Source organism: Hymenobacter elongatus (assembly GCF_004745955.1).
Taxonomy (GTDB): domain Bacteria; phylum Bacteroidota; class Bacteroidia; order Cytophagales; family Hymenobacteraceae; genus Hymenobacter; species Hymenobacter elongatus.
The window spans coordinates 1-19,672 of sequence record NZ_SRLD01000013.1 but is presented as its reverse complement, the minus strand read 5'-3'; the positions used below and the strand labels follow the sequence as shown (position 1 = coordinate 19,672).

The following is a 19,672-nucleotide window of genomic DNA, read 5'->3' as shown; positions in this document are numbered from 1 at the left end:
TAAAAGGTTAGCGTCCGAAGAAAAGGTCGGTTTTGTCTTCGCGGGTGCCATCCTCCAGCGCGTATTCGCGGCGCATGGGGTAGTAGTCCATATCCTCCACATTCAGGATGCGGATCAGGTTGGGGTGGCCCGTGAAGATGATGCCGTAGAAGTCGTAAGCCTCGCGCTCCATCCAGTTGGCCGCAGCGTAGAGGTCGGTGAGCGTGGGCACCGTCGGGTCGGCAATGGGGAAGTAGATCTTGAGGCGCAGCCGCAGGTTGTTCACCAGGCTATGCACGTGGTACACCATGCCCAGCTCCTTACCCTCGTTCTCGGGGTAGTGGATGCCGCACATCGTGGTCAGGAAATGGAGCTGCAGCTCCATTTCCTGCTGCAGGCCGGCTATGATTTCATGGATTCGCTCCCGGGTCGTGGTGGCCGTCAGCATGCCGTAGGGCTCCTCCACGTCGGTAAACGCGTCGGCGCCGAACAGGCGGTGCAGCAGCGCCAGCAGCTGGGCGTTCTTAGCCGCCTGCGGGTCCTGGATGGCGGCCGTTTCCTGCGCGGCAGCCGATTCTTCGGTGTTTTCAGCCATTCTTTTGGGAGAAGCTAGGAGTAAGAAGCTAGGAGCTAGAAGTCAGATCGAACAAATTCTACCTTCTGACTTCTAGCTCCTAGCTTCTTACTTAATGTTGTAAGAAGCCAGCAGCGCCTGGTACTCGGGCGCGTTGCGGCGGCGGATGGACTCGGTGCGGGCCAGGTCCTGGACGCGCATCAGGCCGTCGATGACCTGCTCGGGGCGGGGCGGGCAGCCGGGCACATACACGTCGACGGGAATGATCCGGTCGATGCCCTGGAGCACGGAGTAGGAGTCGAAGATGCCGCCCGAGCAGGCGCAGGCGCCCATGGCCAGCACCCAGCGGGGCTCGGCCATCTGCTCGTACACCTGCTTCACGATAGGGGCCATCTTCTTGGCAATGGTGCCCATCACCATCAGCAGGTCGGCCTGCCGGGGCGAGAAGGAGGGACGCTCCGAGCCGAAGCGGGAAATGTCGTAGTGGGAGCCCATGGTGGCCATGAACTCGATGCCGCAGCAGGAAGTGGCAAACGGCAGCGGCCACAGCGAGTTGGCGCGGGCCATACCCACCACCGACTCCAGCGACGTAGCGAAGAAGCCTGCGCCCTCCACTCCGTCGGGAGCCTCAGCTATTTTTATCTCAGGAACACGAATATCACTCATCGGACTTGTCGTTTTGGAAGGGAGGGTTTCCCTGTTTCCGAACACCGGCGGACCGGTAAAGGTTTGGTCGAAATGGGCTTAGGCGTGGGTGCCGGTCCACTTCAGAACGCCCTTTTTGATGACGTAGGCGAAGCCCGCCATCAGCAGCGTCAGGAACACAATCATCTGCACGAAGCCGTCCCAGCCCAGGGTGCGAAAGTTCACGGCCCAGGGATACATGAAGATTACCTCCACGTCGAAGAGCACGAACAGGATGGCGGTGAGGAAGTATTTAATCGAAATCGGGGTGCGGGCGTTGCCCACCGACTCGATGCCGCACTCGAAAGACGAGTCCTTCACGGTGCTCTGGCGCTTGGGTCCCACGAGGTGAGACACAATCATGGCGAAGGCAACGAAGGCAATGGCGAGACCGAATTGCACCACAATGGGCAGAAAATCAACCGGCTGGTAATTAGTGGTTACGGCGAGCAGCATACGATTCGGCGGTTAAAGGCCCGGATAAACGGGCATTGGAGGGCAAAGGTAGGTCCTGCCGGGTTGGGAACAAAGGTTCGGCAGGGTGGGGGGCGGAATGGCGTATATTTGGACAAATTAGCTTTTGGCCCCATGTCGCAGCCTTAAGCGCCTACCTGGCGCTATACCGTAGAAGAGTATCAGGCGTTGGAAAAAGTTTCGGAGCAGCGCCACGAGTATTTCGAGGGCGAAGTCTTTGCTATGTCGGGTGCTTCGGCCACGCATCATACTCTCCAGCAGAATTGCGTAATCAGCCTGCGCACCTCGCTACGGGGCCGGGGCTGTAAAGTGTACGACGAGGGGATGCACTGGCTGTAGCCGACGGGCGCTATCACACTTACCCGGATGTACTGGTAACCAGCCATCCTGACGACGTGAACGAGGAGCGCACCATGCGCCATCCGGTGCTGCTCATCGAAATCCTGTCGCCGTCCACCGCCGACCACGACCAGAGCTGGAAGTTCAACCAGTACAAGTAGTTGCCCTCGTTGCAGCACTATTATGCTAGTAGCCCAGCACACGTGTCTGGTGGAGTGGTTCCGGCGGGAGCCGACGGGCGTTTGGTCATTCACGCCGCTGGGCGAGCTGACGGACACGTTGGAAATCCCAGAGTTGGCCATTACGCTGCGGGTGGCTGATATTTACGACGAAATCAGTATTACGCCGATGCGAGCCCAGCCACCGGTGGAGGGGTAAACTACTCTTCTTGTAGAAATTTCATGAAGGCGGCTACTGCGTTCAGATAATCAACTTGTGTGCCTTCAGGTAAAGGATAAGCTTTGATGAAAGCAGTAAAGTCTGCTAGGATTGCCGCAGTAGAGGTATTGCGTAGGAAAGTTGTTTTACCTTTTCGGTATATGAACAACCTGCCTGAATCATGTACACTCCCCACATTATAATAAATACCGTCCGTGAATTCGCGTTGCGTCGGATGGAGTACATTGAATACAGGTAGATATGTGAACATATCAGGTGCCACCCCCCCAATGCTCTTTTACCTGAACCTGCTCCTTCAATTGCAGATACACCGGCCGCGGAATTTTCACAGCATACTTAGCAGGCCAGTGAAATGCTTGACCATAACATATTGAAGTGGAACTCAGAAGAAGTAAAGCAAGAAGAATACGGAGCATAGATATAGGGGGACTGATATTGCTGAAAGTACAGCAAAAAGTCTCACTAGAGGATCAATGAGCACAGAAAAGACCGCTCCGGAATTCCGAAGCGGTCTTTTCTGTGCAAAACTAAACTGCCTCCTACAGGCCCTTGTCCCGGTTCAGGTCTTCGGCCGGGGCGGCGCCCAGGAACGGGTAGCGGTAGTCCGTAACCGGCACGAAGGTTTCCTTGATGGCGCGCGGCGACACCCAGCGCAGCAGGTTCAGCATGGAGCCGGCCTTGTCGTTGGTGCCGGAGGCGCGGGCCCCGCCGAAGGGCTGCTGGCCGACTACGGCCCCGGTGGGCTTGTCGTTGATGTAGAAGTTGCCGGCCGCGTGCACCAGCTTCTTCGAGGCCAGATCGATGGCGTAGCGGTCCTGGGAGAAGATGGCGCCGGTGAGGGCGTAGGGCGAAGTCGAGTCGACCAGCTCCAGGGTTTCCTCAAACTTGTCGGCGTCGTAGATGTGCACCGTGAGCACGGGGCCGAACAGCTCCTCGCACATGGTCACGTACTTCGGGTCTTTGGTCACGATAACCGTCGGCTCGATGAAGTAGCCCTTCGACTTGTCGTAGCCGCCGCCGGCCACGATTTCGGCGTTCGGGTCGGCCTTGGCACCGTCGATGTACTTGGCCAGCTTATCGAACGAAGCCTCGCTGATAACGGCGTTGATAAAGTTCGAGAAGTCCTCCACGTCGCCCATCTTGAACGAGGCGAGGTCTTCCTTCACGTAGCCCAGGATTTCATCGGCGAGGTTGGAGGGCAGGTACACCCGCGAAGCCGCCGAGCATTTCTGACCCTGGTACTCAAACGCGCCCCGGCTCATGCCCACGGCCACGGCCTTGGCGTGGGCCGAAGGGTGGGCCAGGATAAAGTCCTTGCCGCCGGTTTCGCCCACGATGCGCGGGTAGCTCTTGTAGGAGGCAATGTTCTGGCCGATGGTCTTCCAGATGTTCTGGAACACACCCGTGGAGCCGGTGAAGTGGATGCCGGCAAAGTCGCGGTGGGCGAAGATGACGTCGCCGGCGGTAGGGCCGTCGACATACACCAGGTTGATAACGCCATCCGGTACGCCGGCTTCCTTGAACAGCTCCATCAGCACCTGGGCCGAGTAGATCTGGGTGTTGGCGGGCTTCCAGACCACCACGTTGCCCATCATGGCCACCGCGGCGGGCAGGTTGGCGGCAATGGAGGTGAAGTTGAAGGGCGTGAGGGCAAATACGAAGCCTTCGAGCGGGCGGTGCTCCAGGCGGTTCCACATCCCGGGCAGGCTTTCTGGCTGCTGCTGGTAGATCTGCTGCATAAAGTGCACGTTGAACCGGAAGAAGTCGATCAGCTCGCAGGCCGCGTCGATTTCGGCCTGGAAGCAGTTCTTGCTCTGGGCCAGCATGGTGGCCGCGTTGATGCGGGCGCGGTAGGGGCCGGCCAGCAAGTCGGCGGCTTTCAGGAAGATGGCGGCGCGGTGCTCCCAGGGCATTTCGGCCCAGTTGGCGCGGGCAGCCAGGGCGGCGTCGATGGCCTGCTGGACGTGGGTTTTGTCGCCCTCGTGGAACTGGCCCAGCACGAATTTATGGTCGTGGGGCGGGGTAATGTTCTTCGTCTTGCCGGTGCGGATTTCCTGGCCGCCGATGTGCATCGGGATGTCGCGCTCCTGCTGCTTGAACTCCTTCAGGGTCTTGAGCAGCTCCACCCGCTCGGGCGAGTTGGGGGCGTAGCCCTTCACGGGCTCGTTGATCGGGGTCGGGACGTTGAAAAAGCCGTTAGCCATAAGTTGGGTGTTGGGGTTGGTTTTTCGTTTGGGGATGGGGCGGAGCAAAGGTACCGCCCAGAGTTGGGAATGCTACCGGTCGGGCATTTAGCCGCCTTCCAAAATGCAGAACCGCACCTGACACGCGCCGGGGAGTATTCCGGATTTTGGAACGGCGGCTACCGGCTGTTACTGGCTGTTACTGGCCGATTGATACCGTGAATGCGGTGATTGGTGTAATAAAACTAGCGCGTTGCGGGTTGCTGCCCACCTTGCTGCCAGGTAAGCCGCCAACCGCCTGGTAGGGTGGGGCATGGACCTGGCAGTTGCGTGTAGTTCCACCATCCTTGTTTCTGTTATTCCTTCTTTATGAAAAAACTTTTATCGCTCGGATTACTCTGCCTAGGCCTGGGCCACACGCCGGCATTTGCCCACAAAGAGTGGGTGCATCAGTACATGGTGAAGCAGTCGTACCTGTACCTAGAGCAGCAGATCGGGGCTATTCCAGCACTGCGGAACGCCATTGGGCTGAACTACCACGGTAAGGGGAATGATGCCCAGCCCTTCAACACTAGCTACCCCATCGGTATCGGGGCGTGGCGCGAGGATACGGAAGATCCGGTGTATGGCTACAGACTGGGCGTTAATAGCAGCACGCCTTCTATTACCCACTTCTGGGATGCTGATAATCCGAATGAGAATTATGAGTCGGTGCCGCTGAACGTTAACGGCAGCTCAAAGGCGCCCAATGCCTGGGAAAAAGCCCGCGTGTACCTGTTTTGCCAAGACCGCAACGGCACTCACGATGTCACGATTCCGTATGTGATGCCCGGCGTGGGCTACCTGCGCAATTACATCATCACCTATACCTCGCTGCCCGAACTCTACAAGGGTAATTATTTCCTGGAAGGTATCAGCAATGCCGATGGTAGCGGCCGCGTCAATTATTACCACTTGCCGCAGTTCAATCAGAGCTTCGGCCAGCCCGTGGCGCTACAGTTGCTGGGCCGCGTAGCCCACCTGCTCGGTGATATGAGTGTGCCGGCTCACACCCATTCCCATTTTCATCCGTGCCCGCTTAACCTGCCCGACCATTATGAGAATGACATGGGTAACACCTATTACTCAAACAATAATCTAAATGTGTGCGAAAATGACCCGGGCGGAGCGTACCCGGCCTACAGCTGGTCGGCCGCGACGGCGGCGCAGCAGGGCGGTCTGATTTCGGATATCTACTGCCAACCCAACGATATGGCTCGGGCGAAGTATATGTTTTACACCGTCAATCAGCTGGCCGACTTCTTTCCCAGTGGGGTTAATTTTGCTGATATGGGTGCTTTCAGTCGGGGTGGCAACCAGTCGTTCGGCTGGGGCGACACCAACCTGTCCCAGGGCTCCAACGCTTACATCAATAGCGTGTACAGCTCCTTCGGCTGGAGTTCGCCAACCAATATCAATACGGCGCAGATTGCCAATGTCAACTTCAATTTTTCCATTCGGGCGGTAGCTACTCTATTTCAGTGGTTTGCCTACAATGCGGGAATTATTGAAGATCTAAAAAACCAGAAAATCGCCAGCGCCAGCACGCTGGTGTGCCCAGGCTCTAGTATGAACTTCACCGCGCCTACCACCGCTCCGGTGACTTGGTCGGTAGAGCCTAGCTTCGCTGCTACGGGCTTGGTCGTTGTGCAGTGGTTTACTCAATCAAGTCATTACAGCGTAACGCCCACGCCCGGCTACAACGGTATGATCACCATCAAGGCCAGCTATAACAACACGGATGGCTGTTATGCTGGCCCTGTCAACCTGACGCGCCAAGTATGGGTAGGGGGGCCACGGGCAGATATGAAAAAGGAACCCGCTACCGACTTGGTATGCCCAGGGCTGACTATGTACTTTGAAGCAGGAGTTTCGCGGCCGGATTTGGAGGGCACGCTATCCTATGCATGGAGCAGCTCCGCGCCCGGTTTTCGTAACCCCGGCAACACGCCGCTGTGTTCTATCATTGCCCCCAACAGCTACGATGTACCTGTCACCGTATCGTGTGTTGTTACCAATAGCTGTGGTCTGAGCTCAACTATTGAACGCTACTACACAACGGCCAACCCTAACACCAACTTTCGTATTCCCTGTGATAATGATAACCCAGGTGGTGTCTACAGTAAGGCGGCTATCTCACCAGCCAGTAGTGGCGATGCGCTGGAAGTATTTCCCAACCCCAGCAACACGGGCTTTGAGTTGGTAATAGCTCCGGCAGCACTGCTGAGAAGGGGTGGAGCCGATAAGCTGGTTTCTGTTTCCTACAGCCTACGCGATAATCTGGGCCGCACCATGACGCAAGGCACGAGCCTGGATACTAAAGTCTACATCGACACGCGCAGTCTCGCCGTGGGTGTATATTTTCTCTCCTGCTCCGTTGATGGGCAACTGTTCCACAAGCGCGTACAGGTGCTGCACTAGCCGGCTTGAGTCATCCGTCTTCTGTGTCGAAAAGCCAGTCTGCGCAAGCAGACTGGCTTTTCGTATGCTACATATCCACAATCCGGACCAATGGATACCGATACTACAGCCGTTACAACAGTGGCACTACCTGCTGCTCGACCTGGCGGCGCAATGCGTCGCGGGAGCCGGTGTTGTGCAGCACGGCGGCAAACCGGTCGTAGGTGTCCATCACCGTTTCACTGGGATGATTGTCGTCGCGGGTGCCGTCGCCCTGCTGGGCCAGCGGGTCACCTTCGATGCGCAGCATCAGCCCGCCCCGGTCCAGTATGGGCTGGGCCTCGTTGGGAAAGCGCACGTCGGGCACGATGATAAACTGATCCGCTGGCAGGCGGGCAAAGAAGGCCTGCACCCATATTTCGTAGTTCCAGGCCCGCAGAGCCGCGCCTACCTGCTGCAGCATTTCACCCCGGGTGCGGCCGAAGGCAGGCAGCAGCTCCGCTTTGCCACTCTGGCGGTAGTAAGGAGCCAGATCTTCGCCGGCCAACGTAGCGCACACGGCCTTTATGGCGTCGCCAAAGGACAGGATCTGCCAGTGCCGCTCGGGTTGAAGTTGTTGCAGCAGGCGGGCTACGGTGTCTTTGCCGCTGCCCCGCTTGCCGGAAAGGCCGATGAGATGAACCATTGAGAAAAGCTCAACAATGAGCAGGAAACAGGATGAGAGGAAACCGGCAAGGTCCGATGGGTTTTGCTGGCTTGCAACGCACTAGCTCCTTTTTCTACCGCTGGTTTACTGACTGCCACTGCCAAGTTCCCTGTATGCGGGGGCCAGCGGTGCCTCCAACGCACTGGTTTTAGAGGCTTTGACTGAGGTTGAAAGCGGACTGGTCGGGCTGGTTTTTGGGCGTCAATACTCTTTGTGGCGCTGCTGGCGCGCTACGGTTCCGCCGACTTCCCACGGTCCGGTTTTGCTGGCTGGCGGGTTTTCCCCAACTTGATGCTGCGAAAAACCAGGCGCTAGCGGCGCGTCTGGCACCTGGGCTTCGGTCCCCCACTTCCTTTGCCGTAATGCTTATAGCCCATTTTTATAGATGAAGCAGCACTACAGTTTCCATCCTAATCTGATTCTGCGTACTGCCGCCGGCCCCTTCGATCCTACGTTCGACGCGGCAGCGCTGCAAAGCCGGCTGCGCGACGAAGTGTTTATGGAAGCCTTGTACCTGGCCTCGCCCGACCTGTGTCAGGAGTGCCAGAAGTGGCTGAATGGCGAGCTAACGGATCCTAAAAAAATAGATAAGCTGCAAGCCACCCTGGCCCGCTACTACGCCCGCATGACGAGCCGCAGCACGCCTTTCGGCTTGTTTGCCGGCTGCTCCGTAATCAGTTGGGGCCCCGAAAGCCGTGTTACGCTGGCCAGGGAGAACAACACCCGGCACACCCGCCTCGATATGCACTACCTGTGCGCGTTGGCCTACCAGCTGGCCGAGCTGGAAGCGGTGAAAGACCGGATTCTCTATTTCCCGAATACCAGCCTGTATCAGATTGGCGAAGAGCTCCGCTACGTTGAGCACCGCTACGAGCACAACGAGCGGGTGCATCAGATCAGCTCCGTCGGGGCCTCCCCGTATCTGCAGCAGGTTGTCGATGCCAGCCGGCCGGGCCTGACCCGCACGGCTATAGCCACGCTGCTCGCCGCCGATGAAAGCGAGCTGCCGGACGCATTGGCCTATGTCGAGGAGCTGATTGGGGCGCAGGTGCTCGTCAGTGAGCTGGAGCCTACCGTAACCGGCCCCGAGTTTTACGACCACCTGCAAGCCGTGCTGCACCGCCTGAATGCTGCCGCGCCGGATGCCGGAATTCAAGCCGTGCTGACTATTCTGGCGCAGGTTGCAGAACAGCTGCGCATCTTGGATCAGAACCTGGTGAATGCCGCCCCGGCCTACCAGCACATCGTAGAATCGCTGCTGCCCCTGGGTATTCCGATACAGCAAAGCAAGCTATTTCAGACCGACTCCATCCGAGGGCTGGCGGGCGAAGCTACGCTGAGTAACGAGCTGCAGGAACAGCTGCTGCAGGCCCTGGATGTGCTTACCTACCTCACCCCGCCGCACAAGAACGAGCGGCTGGAGGACTTCAAAGACCGGTTTCAGGCCCGCTACGAAGGGCAAGCCGTGCCGCTGCTGGAAGCACTGGACAACGAGAGCGGCCTGCGCTACTCTGATTTTGGCAAGAGCACATATTCGGCTTTGGTGCACGATCTGGCCCTGACCGGGCACAGCCGCGCTGCCCGAACTATCCGGCAGAACGACGTGCAGCACTTTCTCTACCAGAAGCTGCGCGAAGCCGACCGCAACCGCGAATACAGCGTCGCTATTACCAAAGAGGAAGTGCAGACTTTCGAGCCCGTAGCCAGCCCGCTGCCGCCTTCCCTCGCAATTATGTTTCGGGTGCTGGATGAAGGACAGATCTTGCTTGAAAACGCCGGTGGCTCCAGTGCCGTAAATCTGCTGGGCCGCTTCGCCCACGCCGATGCCGGTATCGAGCAGGTGATACGCCAGATTACGCGGCACGAGCAGGACCAGAATCCGGCGGTGCGGTTCGCGGAAATATGCCACCTGCCCGCGAGCCGTATCGGCAATATTTTGCTCCGCCCATCCTTTCGTGACTTCGAAATTCCGTACCTCGCCCAGCCGGGCGGGCCAGTTGAAGGCCGTATCCGGCTGCAGGATCTGACCCTGTCGCTGCAAGGCCGCCAGCTTGTGCTCCGCTCCCGGCACAACCACCAGATCATTGTGCCCCGGCTCGGCTCGGCACACAACTTTTCCCACCAGGCCCTGCCGGTTTACGAGTTTTTGTGCGACCTGCAAACTCAGGGCTTGCAGCCGCATCTGGGGTTTGCCTGGGCCTCGGTTTCGCTCTACGCCAAGTTTTTGCCGCGCCTTGCCTTCCGCCGGGTCATCCTGCAGGCCGCTTCCTGGCAGCTCGACCGGGCTGATCTGGGCGCGCTGCTGGAGGCTCCGGCCGCCAACGTTGCCGCGTGCCTGCAGGCCTTGCGGGGCCGCTGGCAGCTGCCGCGTTTCTTTACCCTGGCCGATGGCGACAACGAGCTGCTGGTAGACGCCGAAAACTCAACCAGCGTGGCCGTATGGCTGGCCGCCATCCGCAACCGGCCCGTGGTTAAGCTCAAGGAGTTCCTGTTTGGGGCCCAGAGCAGCCCAGTGCGCGACGCCGCCGGCCACGCCTATGCTCACCAGCTGGTGGCTTTGCTCGTGCGCAACACCCCATGCTACACGGGGTTAGGCCCGGTCAGTGCCAGCGCTCAGCCGGCACTGGTACGGGAGTTTTCCCTGGGTTCCGAGTGGCTGTATTATAAGCTCTACTGCGGCCAAAAGGTGGCCGACCGGGTGCTGGCAGATGGTATTGGGCCCCTGACGGAAGAGCTGCTCCGGCAGGGCCTGATCGACCAGTGGTTCTTTATCCGCTACGCCGACCCGGACAACCATATCCGGTTGCGGCTGCACCTGCCCGACGTACGCCGCGTCGGCGACATCGTGCAGCTGGTCAATAGTTTCGTGCAGCCCTACGTGCGCAACGGCTACATCTGGAAAACCCAGATCGACACCTACCGCCGCGAGCTGGAGCGGTATGGCACCCGAACGATGGCGCTGTCGGAGGCTTGGTTTTATGAGAATAGCCGGGCCGTGCTAGCCGTGCTGACCGAAACCGCCGGCGACGACAGCGCGGCTCCCTGGATCTGGGGGCTGCGTCAGGTGGATGAGCTGCTGCGGGCATTCGGGTATACGCTGGCCGAAAAAACCGCCTTGCTCCATACGCTCAAAGAAAGCTTTGGCCGCGAGTTTGGGATGAATAAGGCACTCAAGCTACAGCTCGATGCCAAGTACCGCACTTTTCGCCCCGCCATTCAGCGGGGATTGGAGGAGGAAAGGGGGGCTACCGCTACTTCGGAGACTCAACGCCTCCAGGATATTGCCGAGCAAATCAATGCGCTAGAACGGCAGGGGGAGCTGGAGGTGGAAAAGAATAGTCTGCTGGGCAGCTACATCCACATGCTCTTGAACCGGCTGGTTCCGGTGGATGCCCGCTTGCACGAGCTGGTACTCTACGACTTCCTGCATCGGCAGTACCAGTCGCAGCAGGCGGTGCGCAAGGTGCCGCTTTAGGACGTTTTAGCTGTATGCCGGGCTACTTTTTGCCGCCCATTACTTTTTGTTGCAGCGCCTCAAAGAAAGCGGTGCGGTAGGTGTCGCCCAAGGGAACAAAGGCTTTCATATCCTTGAATAAAATCTGGTTGCCGTCCAGGGCTCTGATTTTATTCAAGGATACGATATAGGACTTGTGGACGCGCATGAAGTTTTTCGTGGGCAGCCGGTCTTCCAGATCCTTAATATTGAGCAGCGTAATAATTCGGTCGTCGCCGGTATTAATGGAAACGTAGTTCTTCATGCCTTCCACGAATATAATCTCGTCGAAGTTGACCTTGGTCATCTTGCCTTTGCTTTCGGTCTTGACGAAGATGTAGTCATCTTCCTTGTCGGGCGACTGCCAGCGGGCCGAGGGTTCCATAGACGTGTTTAGCGCCTTCTGAGCCGCTTTCAGAAACCGCTCGAAAGCAATGGGCTTGAGCAGGTAGTCGAGCGCCTCCAACTCGAAGCCCTCGACGGCAAACTCGCTGTAGGCAGTCGTCAGAATGACTCTGGTTTTGCCCTTGATAAGGCGCATAAAGTCCAGACCCGAAATCTGGGGCATATGAATGTCCAGGAAGATCAGGTCGATGGCTTGGTCCTGTACCAGGCTCAGGGCTTCAATCGGATTGGTGGTACTGCCCGCGAGGGTGAGGAAGGGAGTCTTATCGATAAACGTTTTCAGGATGTCAACAGCACCTTGTTCATCATCAACTATCAGGCAGGAAATCATTTAGTTACAGGTCAATGGTGAGTTGGCAGGTGTAGTACTCCGGCTCATTGGTTACGACCAGCGCATAGCGGTCCGGATAAACAAGGTCCAACCTTTTCTTAGTATTTACAAGTCCTATTCCTGTAGTCCTTTCCTTGGGGCCGTTGCGCTTCCTGTTGTGCGTCGAAAAATGAAGGCGGTTGTTTTCGGTCTTTAGTTGGATGCGCAAGGGATGCTCGGCGTCGGCCAGCTCCCCGTGCTTGAAGCAGTTTTCCACGAAGGTGATGAGCACCAGCGGCAAAATCATCAGGAACTGCAGCCCACCTACAATCTCAAATTGAATCTGCAGGCGATTGTTAAACCGCAGCTGGTTGATAGCAATATAATTGTGCAGGTGCTGCACCTCTTTTTCCAGCATCACTTTGCCATTGTTGTCGTCATCCTTCAAGGCATAGCGCATGATATCGGACAGCAGCAGAATGCCTTTGGCTGTATCCTCGGAGTGCGGATAGGCGTGGGCATACAGGAAATTGAGGGCATTGAAAAGGAAGTGCGGGTTGATCTGGCTCTTTAGAAAAGCCAGATCAGCTTCCATCAGGCTCTTTTCCGCGATGCGCAGCTGGCGCTCCTGTTCCCGTTTCTGCTTTTCAAGCTGCACCGCGTTTCGCGCAAACCAGAAGCCGAAGCTGAGCAGTACAAAGTAGGTGCCCCGGTACAGGTTATTCGACATAAAGTCGTCGAAAGTGGTAATGGGGTGCAGTAAATGACTGGTTATACTTGGTAAAATATTGATATATAATATATATTTTGCCAGGAAAAAGAGCCCGATGACTGCCAGCAATGACAAGGCATAGGTCAGGTATCTCTTGGTGCCAATCAGCTTCGGCAGCAGCAGCAGGCTATTGACATAAAACAGGGCCGCGTACAACGCGAAATTGAAAAGGGTCTCCAGTAAGTTAACTTCATTTGGGCGGGACAGTAGCAGGATTCCGATTTCATAAACGATGTAGAAAATCCAGACGGAAAAGTGGATGATGATTGTATTGGCAAGCTTGGGAAGAACACGCATACGGGCAAAGCCTGGGTGAAGTAGAAGGAAGCGCAAGGTCGGCCGGCACTTTTGAGGAAGGAGCCGCGAGGGGCAACCAAGGCGGAAAGTTGGGAAAAGACCGGATTAGTCCCGCAAAACGTCCCGTTGGTGTAATTTTTTTAGCAGGGCGCAGGCCAAAAGCTATGTTTGTTTCAAGTAAGCGACATAGCTACAAAGCAACCCTAACAACTTTATATCCTTAGTCACATGAAAAATCTCGAGGCCACCAGCAAATTCCAATTCACGAAAACGACTATCACTAAATTCACGAAAACCTCCACTGGGGGCAATGCCGCGCATTCTGACAATGATGCTGACACCACCAACTCGAGTGTTTCGACCCTTTTCCCCACTATCGGCATTTTCACCGGTGGCTCCGGGCTGTAAGCACGTCGTTGTGCTGCTCAGGGGGTAAAAGTATCGACCGGAGCTTTAGCCGGCAAAATGGCAGTTTGTTTACCAGATGATTCACCACGATTTGCTCAGTGCATTGCATCGGGCACCGCGTGGGACACAAGATAGGTCATAACACAATAAGATGATGGGGACAGCAGTGCTTACCGTTTACTCTCCTTTTCTGAGCAGTAGAACTGATAAGTCTGGCTGTTCTCCACTCTGTGCAGTGAAGGAGGAGTTCGTGAAAATATGGGCTGATACACATGCACGACTCACTACCGTTAGTCGTGCTACTACAACGGTTTCCGACCAGATCGGCTTTTCGATTTACTATTACTCGGTATATGTGGCTTTCGGGCGGGAGGCCGATAAGCTTCTGGCACTGCAGCTTTTCAATCAGCTAACTGCTGATCTGGCCCGTAGTGCGGCCCCAACATTGTCGCCGGAGCATGCGGTGGGCGTAGCGTGGCTTAGTGCCCGCTTCGCGGCAGCTGGCCACGCCGAGCCAGGCATAAGCAGCCTGCTGGAAGCACTGGATCAGCGCCTGTTTGCGGAGGCACAAGGGCTGCTACAGCAACATAAGCCGTTGGCACGAATGGACTTGTTCCGGACGCTGCGGTATTTTATGCTCCGGCAGCCCGATCTGGTGGCTGGGGGCTACCTGTGGCGCACGCTACAGTTGCTGCAGGGTGCTACCGCCGGAAGCCAATACTCGCGGCTACAGCCTACTGGCCTTCCAAACCCGGTGGAGCAATCAACGGTGCTGAATTTAGGGCTGGAAAACGGTGTCGCTGGGGAATTGCTGTTGCTCATTAAGCTGCAGCAGGCCGGGGAGAACCACGAAAGTCTCAAGGAGATTGTGCGCCAGGGTATCCGGTATCTGCTGAATACGAAGCGCGAGGTAGATTTCTCGACCGGCCGGTACGCGGTATTCCCCGACGATGTGAGCCTTGCCAATCAGGAGGCTACCTTCAGCAATGAGCTGAGCTGGCGTAACAGCGACCTGGGGCATTCGCTGCTGCTCTATGAGGCGCACCGGCTGCTGGCCGATGAGGAGCTGAAAAAAATAGCTGAGCTAGTCGGCCTGAATACCCTACTGCGCACTGATTTTCGGGCCACTGCCATCCATAGCTCCTCGTTTAGCCAAGGCGCTTCTGGAGTGGCTCATCTTTACCGGCGGCTGTACCAGGCCAGTGGGCACGAGTCGTACCAAAAGGGCTATACCTTCTGGCTGAACCAAACGCGCAGCTGGCTGACGCAGGAACTGGCTACCGATCTGGAAACCCTCCGGGGCGAAAAGGACTACCAGGACCTAGTGCGCGTAAGCCTGGTGCTGCTCTCGGCCATAACCCCGCAGGAGCTGCAGTGGGACGAGATACTGCTCTGAAAACAACCTTTAAAAAAGAGGCCACCGGAGGGCCAGCCTGGGACGAAAGCGGCGGCTTTAGTCTCGGGTTGGTCCTCCGGTGCTGTTACAGAATTTGCCGTAGCTCGCTCAAACAGCTGATTTCATAGGTTATCTGGTTGAAATGCCGCCGCTTGTCGGGGTTAAAATATACTTGGTCGATGCCGGCATTGTAAGCCCCCAGCACGTCGCACTCCAGGTTGTCGCCTATCATCAGGCTTTCGGCGGCCGTGGCTCCGGCGCGGGCCAACGCGTGCGAAAACATGCGCGTGTCGGGCTTCAGGTGGCCGCTGCACTCAGAAGTAACCACCTCCTGGAAATAGTCGGTGAGCCCGGAAGAGGCCAGCTTCACGTGCTGAATATCCTTGAAGCCGTTCGTAATCAGGTGCAGCGTGTACTTGGTTTGCAGGTAGTCGAGCACCTCATAGGTGAAGGGGAAAACCGCTGACTTCCGGGGCAGCAACTCGGTGAACTGCTGGGAAATTGTGGCCGGCACCTCGGCCTCGGCCACTCCCAGCTTGGCCAGGGTGCGCACGAACCGCACACTGCGCAGTTGCTGCTGCGTGATTTTATTGCTTTGGTAGAGCCGCCACAGGGCATGGTTCACATCCCGGTAGCGGTCAATGAACGTGTCGACGGTAAAGGTGCCGAAACGGCCCAGGTCATGCAGCTCAAACAGGACGCGTAGGGTTTCGTCGGCATTCTTTTCAAAATCCCACAGCGTATGGTCGAGGTCGAAGAAGAGGTGCCGGTAGGGCTTGGCAGGTGAGATGGTAGGCACAGCAGAGGTGATTAATCTAAAAGTAGTCTTTTTACAACGCGGCCGGCCAGCAGATGTTCCTGTACGATTTCGGCCGCGTCCTTGGGCTTCACGTCGCCATACAGCGTACCCTCCGGGTATACAATCAGTGCAGCCCCGGGGCCTTTTTTGCAGTGCTTGCACACATCCAGGCAGTTGCAGGTCTGCACGCGGGTTTTGCGTTTGGCCCCGCCCGTCAGCAAGGCTTTCAGGCCCTGTTTCTTGATTTCCGTCTTCAGGGCGCGGGCCACGTCTTTGCCGATTTCGTCTTTCTGGCTGTTGCAGACAAACAGGTGGTGGTACGCAGAACTCATACGGCAGCGAGTGGGAGAGGGGATAAACGGGGTGCAGATGTGGCCAGCTCAGGCTGCACCGGTCCAATGGCGGTTCTGGAGCTTATACGCAGCCAGCTCCCGATTCGACCACAGCGTTTGGTAAATCTGCTGGTCGCGCAGCAGTAGCGGGTCTTTCTCCATAAACGCCAGCAGCTGCTGAACCAAGTCGGCGGCCTCGTCCTTAATGAAGTAGAAGGCCCAGTTGTCGAGCCGCCGAAAGTTCACCAGGCCTGCATTTTTCAGATACAATAATTGCCGCGAGGTCTTGGTTTGGGTGAAGTCGAGTACCTGTTCGAGGTCGGAAATGCACATTTCCTGGTTGCGCCACAGCAAGTGCAGGATGCGCACACGCGACTCATCGCCAAAAGCTTTGAATAGTTGTTGCCCAAATGCAACGTTGAAGTGTTTTAGGCGCATCTTTTGTCTGAATGGCGAAACGGGCCAGCAAGCTGGGGCGGGAACAAATTTACACCAAGCCAGTCTTCCACCCTGAAAGAGCCGTATTATTGTAACCCGTAATGTTGAGTATGTCTGGTAGTGTTCGAATTCCTTCTGGGTGGCTGGTCGTGGCACTGGTCGTGGTGGCTCTGCTAAGCCTGGCCCCACTGCGGGCCCAGGCCCAGGGCCAGCGCCGCGTGGTGCAGTTTACCGGCATTATTGCCACCGGCGACAGTTTGCTGGGCGTGCCCGGGGCCACTGTATTCGTGCCCAAAGCCGGGCGCGGCACCGCCACCAATGCCTACGGCTACTTCTCGCTGCCGGTGCTCACCGGCGACAGTGTCGTGATTCGTTCCCTGGGCTACCGCAACCAAACGGTGACCATTCCGCTCGACTATCAGCGCCAAAGCTACTCCGTGATTGTGCAGCTCAAAGAAGACGCTACGGTGCTGCCCGAAGTGCGCATTTTTCCCTACGCTACCGAGAAGGAGTTTAAGCGCGCTTTTCTGGCCCTGAAGCTCCCCAAAGAGCGTGGTTCCAATATGGCTGATAACCTCAACGAGCAAGTGCTGCGGCGCATTTTCAACAATGCGCCCGTGACGAGCATGGGCAACTACCGCCAAACCATGCAGAACCAGCAGTACGACCAGGCGCGTCGCATGGGCACTGCTCCCAATCCCTATACCAACAACCCGCTGCTGAACCCCTTCAGCTGGTTGCAGCTTATCAACCAGATCAAGCAGGGCGAACTCAAGAAGAAAGAAGGCGTCGATTACTAGTCGGCCGACTGCATTGCTACCGATAGCCCGCCCATCGGCGGGCTTTCGGGCGTCTATTGGGTGCCCAAGCTAACTACCGGCAGCAACCACAGCGCTGGTTTTGGGGTAAAGCCTGGGGCAGGTGCCGCTGGCGAAAAGCGGCTACCTTGCTGCACCTCTTACCGCACACTCCTCTTCTTATGGATACGAATCTTCCGGTTTCAACTCAGCCCCGCGTCGTCATCGTGGGGTGTGGCTTTGGAGGCCTGCAGCTGGCCAAATCCTTGCGCGATGCGCCGGTGCAGGTGGTCGTTGTCGACCGCAACAACTACCATAACTTTCAGCCGCTGCTCTACCAGGTGGCTACCGGGGCGCTGGAGGCCGACAGCATTGCCTACCCGATTCGCAAGATTTTTGCCGGCCAGAAAAACTTCTTCTACCGCATGGCCGACGTGCAGCGCGTCGACACGGCCAGCAACACGATTCATACCAGCGTCGGCGATATTCACTACGACTACCTAGTGCTGGCTACTGGCTCGCTCACCAATTTCTTTGGTATTGAAAGCCTCGAGAAAAATGCCATGCAGATCAAGAGCATTCCCAATGCCCTGAATCTGCGGAGCTTCATCTTTCAGAATTTCGAGAAGGCCCTGCTCACAGCCGACCCCGACGAGAAGCAGGCCCTGCTGAATATCGTAGTCGTGGGGGGCGGACCAACGGGCGTGGAAATCAGCGGCTCGCTGGCCGAAATGCGCAAGCACGTGCTGCCCAAAGACTATCCGGAACTCGATTTGAGCAAGATGCAGATCATTCTGGTGGAGGCTGGCACGGAGCTATTGGGGCCCATGTCGGTGAAGTCGCAGCAGAATGCCAAGCGCTACATGGACGAGCTGGGCGTGCAGGTGCGGCTCAATACGCACATTAAAGGCTACGAGAACTGCCGGGCCTACTACTCCGAAACCGAGTTTATTCCAACCGAAAACCTGATTTGGGCGGCCGGTGTGAACGGGGCCGAAGTACCCGGGTTTCCGGCCGAGGCCATTGCCCGCAACAAGCGCATCAACGTGAACCGCTGCAACCAGGTGGTGGGCTACGCCAACGTATTCGCCATCGGCGACGTGGCCAACATGGTGACCGGCGAAATGCCGCGCGGCCTGCCCATGCTGGCTCCCGTGGCCCAGCAGCAGGCCGAGCACCTGGCCGACACCATTCAGCGCCTGCTCAAGGGGCAGACGCCCGCCGATTTTACCTACAAGAACAAAGGCGTAATGGCCATCGTGAGCCGCAACAAAGCGGTGGTCGACTTGCCGAAAGGCGTGCATTTCAGCGGTTTCTTCGGCTGGCTGACCTGGTTGTTCGTGCATCTGATGACGCTGGTTGGCTTCCGGAACAAGGTAGTAGCGTTCGTCGACTGGGCTTTCAGCTACTTCAGTTCCGACCAGGCCCTGCGTCTTATCATCCGGCCCTTTAGCCGCCGCGACGTGAAAGACGACCAAGGCAAAAAGAAGGCCGAGCACAACACCAGCACCCCACAGTACAACCCTACGCCGCCCGCCATTCAGACGCCGGCGTAGGGGAAGGATGATAGACCAAAAGAAAGTACTGAACCGCTAGCTCCTTTATAGTGCGTACTGGGCCAGCGCGCGGCAGATGTCGTGGATGCTGCGGTCGTCGCGGAAGGTTTTGCTGATGGGCTCGGTCTGGCCCCGAATCCAGATTTTCAGCTCGGCATCGAGGTCAAAGTGGCCGGTGGTCTCCATGCTGAACCGCTCGATGCTGCGGTAGGGCACGCTCATGATTTCACGCTTCTTGCCCGTCACGCCCTGCTTATCGACTAACAGCAGGCGCTTGTTGGTGAAGATAATTTGGTCGCGGATGATGGCGTAGGCTTTTTCCACTTGTTCGCCAATGGCCAGCAGCTGCGTCAGCTCCTGTTGGAGTTCCTGCGCATCGTTTTCGGAAGCATTGCCCAGCAGGCCGTCGAGAATTCCCATAGCGGAGAAGAGAAGAGGGTGGTGTGGGTGCTAATCTAAAGAATTGGTGGCTGTTTACGTAGTTGATCGAAACCACGGATGCCGCTTGGCGGCGGTCCTGCTGCGGGGCGGCTACCGGTCAGCGGCCGTTGGGCAGGCGGTAGTACCCGCGTTGCTCAGCACCAGATGCGGAATAAGCAGCGGCACAGTGTTTTGCGTGCAAATAGCCTCCCGAATACGCGGGCCGGGCACGTAGGTAAAGTAGATAACCTGGCCCACCTTGACCACTTGGCCGTCGATAGTTACATCGGTACTGGCTTGCTGCATATTCACCGCCGCTACCAGATTGGTGTACGGGCTGAGCGGCAGATTAACCGCACTATGAGGCAGGTGGGGTAAATTCGGGTTTTCCCTCGTTTCGCCGATGTCCTTACAGACGCATTTAGCCCAGATTCCCGAGTTTCGTCGCCAAAACAAAAACTTTCGCCATTTT

Annotated in this window: 20 protein-coding genes and 1 pseudogene; 9 read left to right on the top strand and 12 right to left on the bottom strand. The window is 57.2% G+C overall.

Translation table 11 applies throughout. The annotated features are described in order from the left end of the window. Window positions 1–7: 7 nt before the first annotated feature. The 3 genes from E5J99_RS08215 to E5J99_RS08205 all read right to left on the bottom strand — a co-directional run bounded on the left by E5J99_RS08215 (window position 8) and on the right by E5J99_RS08205 (window position 1,693). Window positions 8–574 (bottom strand): NADH-quinone oxidoreductase subunit C, encoded by a 567-nt coding sequence (locus tag E5J99_RS08215; RefSeq protein WP_135497241.1) that lies wholly within the window; start codon window positions 572–574, stop codon window positions 8–10. Window positions 575–661: 87 nt separating this feature from the next. After that, complete coding sequence (locus E5J99_RS08210; protein WP_135497240.1) at window positions 662–1,219, bottom strand: NADH-quinone oxidoreductase subunit B; 558 nt, start codon at window positions 1,217–1,219, stop codon at window positions 662–664. A 78-nt stretch (window positions 1,220–1,297) separates the two neighbouring features. Next, complete coding sequence (locus E5J99_RS08205; RefSeq protein WP_135497239.1) at window positions 1,298–1,693, bottom strand: NADH-quinone oxidoreductase subunit A; 396 nt, start codon at window positions 1,691–1,693, stop codon at window positions 1,298–1,300. Window positions 1,694–1,873: 180 nt separating this feature from the next. On the opposite strand from E5J99_RS08205, the pseudogene E5J99_RS22035 reads away from it, so the two are divergent. The 3 genes and pseudogenes from E5J99_RS22035 to E5J99_RS21830 form a co-directional block, all read left to right on the top strand. Then, window positions 1,874–2,050, top strand: a pseudogene (locus tag E5J99_RS22035) (Uma2 family endonuclease); the annotation flags it as partial. Between the two features lie 56 nt (window positions 2,051–2,106). Beyond that, window positions 2,107–2,211, top strand: coding sequence for a Uma2 family endonuclease (locus E5J99_RS22030; protein WP_262712983.1), 105 nt, complete (start codon window positions 2,107–2,109; stop codon window positions 2,209–2,211). 22 nt (window positions 2,212–2,233) lie between these two features. Beyond that, window positions 2,234–2,428: a hypothetical protein gene (locus E5J99_RS21830; protein WP_245318810.1), complete on the top strand. Its 195-nt coding sequence runs from the start codon at window positions 2,234–2,236 to the stop codon at window positions 2,426–2,428. 560 nt (window positions 2,429–2,988) lie between these two features. Here the strand turns inward: E5J99_RS21830 and pruA are convergent. Then, the gene (gene pruA / locus E5J99_RS08195; protein WP_135497313.1) at window positions 2,989–4,653 is read right to left on the bottom strand and encodes an L-glutamate gamma-semialdehyde dehydrogenase; all 1,665 of its coding nucleotides are present in this window, start codon (window positions 4,651–4,653) and stop codon (window positions 2,989–2,991) included. Window positions 4,654–5,001: 348 nt separating this feature from the next. Here pruA and E5J99_RS08190 point away from each other — a divergent pair, with 348 nt between their 5' ends. Beyond that, entirely contained in the window at window positions 5,002–7,092 is a 2,091-nt protein-coding gene (locus tag E5J99_RS08190) for a hypothetical protein (protein ID WP_135497238.1), read from the top strand. 112 nt (window positions 7,093–7,204) lie between these two features. Here E5J99_RS08190 and E5J99_RS08185 read toward each other — a convergent pair whose 3' ends face one another. Continuing rightward, window positions 7,205–7,756: a nucleoside/nucleotide kinase family protein gene (locus tag E5J99_RS08185; protein ID WP_135497237.1), complete on the bottom strand. Its 552-nt coding sequence runs from the start codon at window positions 7,754–7,756 to the stop codon at window positions 7,205–7,207. 406 nt (window positions 7,757–8,162) lie between these two features. On the opposite strand from E5J99_RS08185, the gene E5J99_RS08180 reads away from it, so the two are divergent. After that, window positions 8,163–11,252: a lantibiotic dehydratase gene (locus tag E5J99_RS08180; RefSeq protein ID WP_135497236.1), complete on the top strand. Its 3,090-nt coding sequence runs from the start codon at window positions 8,163–8,165 to the stop codon at window positions 11,250–11,252. Between the two features lie 22 nt (window positions 11,253–11,274). On the opposite strand, the gene E5J99_RS08175 is transcribed toward E5J99_RS08180, so the two are convergent. Both E5J99_RS08175 and E5J99_RS08170 read right to left on the bottom strand, forming a co-directional pair. Then, window positions 11,275–12,006 (bottom strand): LytR/AlgR family response regulator transcription factor, encoded by a 732-nt coding sequence (locus E5J99_RS08175; RefSeq protein WP_135497235.1) that lies wholly within the window; start codon window positions 12,004–12,006, stop codon window positions 11,275–11,277. A gap of 4 nt (window positions 12,007–12,010) precedes the next feature. Next, on the bottom strand, window positions 12,011–13,054 hold the full coding sequence (locus E5J99_RS08170) for a sensor histidine kinase (protein ID WP_135497234.1): 1,044 nt from the start codon (window positions 13,052–13,054) through the stop codon (window positions 12,011–12,013). Window positions 13,055–13,282: 228 nt separating this feature from the next. Between E5J99_RS08170 and E5J99_RS08165 the strand changes: the two genes are divergently transcribed. Both E5J99_RS08165 and E5J99_RS08160 read left to right on the top strand, forming a co-directional pair. Beyond that, window positions 13,283–13,462 carry a hypothetical protein gene (locus tag E5J99_RS08165; RefSeq protein ID WP_135497233.1) on the top strand — a complete coding sequence of 60 codons (180 nt, stop codon included), beginning with the start codon at window positions 13,283–13,285 and terminating at the stop codon, window positions 13,460–13,462. A gap of 235 nt (window positions 13,463–13,697) precedes the next feature. Next, window positions 13,698–14,858 carry a lanthionine synthetase LanC family protein gene (locus E5J99_RS08160; RefSeq protein ID WP_210114416.1) on the top strand — a complete coding sequence of 387 codons (1,161 nt, stop codon included), beginning with the start codon at window positions 13,698–13,700 and terminating at the stop codon, window positions 14,856–14,858. Window positions 14,859–14,943: 85 nt separating this feature from the next. On the opposite strand, the gene E5J99_RS08155 is transcribed toward E5J99_RS08160, so the two are convergent. From E5J99_RS08155 to E5J99_RS08145, 3 genes are read right to left on the bottom strand one after another with little or no spacing between them, the layout of a single operon-like run. After that, window positions 14,944–15,657, bottom strand: coding sequence for a YjjG family noncanonical pyrimidine nucleotidase (locus E5J99_RS08155; protein ID WP_245318808.1), 714 nt, complete (start codon window positions 15,655–15,657; stop codon window positions 14,944–14,946). Between the two features lie 11 nt (window positions 15,658–15,668). Further along, entirely contained in the window at window positions 15,669–15,989 is a 321-nt protein-coding gene (locus tag E5J99_RS08150; RefSeq protein ID WP_135497231.1) for a (2Fe-2S) ferredoxin domain-containing protein, read from the bottom strand. A 48-nt stretch (window positions 15,990–16,037) separates the two neighbouring features. Further along, window positions 16,038–16,427: an ArsR/SmtB family transcription factor gene (locus E5J99_RS08145; protein WP_135497230.1), complete on the bottom strand. Its 390-nt coding sequence runs from the start codon at window positions 16,425–16,427 to the stop codon at window positions 16,038–16,040. 110 nt (window positions 16,428–16,537) lie between these two features. Here E5J99_RS08145 and E5J99_RS08140 point away from each other — a divergent pair, with 110 nt between their 5' ends. Beyond that, window positions 16,538–17,227 (top strand): carboxypeptidase-like regulatory domain-containing protein, encoded by a 690-nt coding sequence (locus E5J99_RS08140; protein WP_245318806.1) that lies wholly within the window; start codon window positions 16,538–16,540, stop codon window positions 17,225–17,227. Between the two features lie 179 nt (window positions 17,228–17,406). After that, window positions 17,407–18,780 (top strand): NAD(P)/FAD-dependent oxidoreductase, encoded by a 1,374-nt coding sequence (locus E5J99_RS08135; RefSeq protein WP_135497228.1) that lies wholly within the window; start codon window positions 17,407–17,409, stop codon window positions 18,778–18,780. A 45-nt stretch (window positions 18,781–18,825) separates the two neighbouring features. On the opposite strand, the gene E5J99_RS08130 is transcribed toward E5J99_RS08135, so the two are convergent. Further along, a complete protein-coding gene (locus tag E5J99_RS08130; RefSeq protein WP_135497227.1) occupies window positions 18,826–19,200 on the bottom strand; it encodes a PH domain-containing protein in 375 nt (124 codons plus the stop codon). Window positions 19,201–19,311: 111 nt separating this feature from the next. Next, window positions 19,312–19,506: a hypothetical protein gene (locus E5J99_RS08125; protein ID WP_135497226.1), complete on the bottom strand. Its 195-nt coding sequence runs from the start codon at window positions 19,504–19,506 to the stop codon at window positions 19,312–19,314. Window positions 19,507–19,672 lie beyond the last annotated feature (166 nt).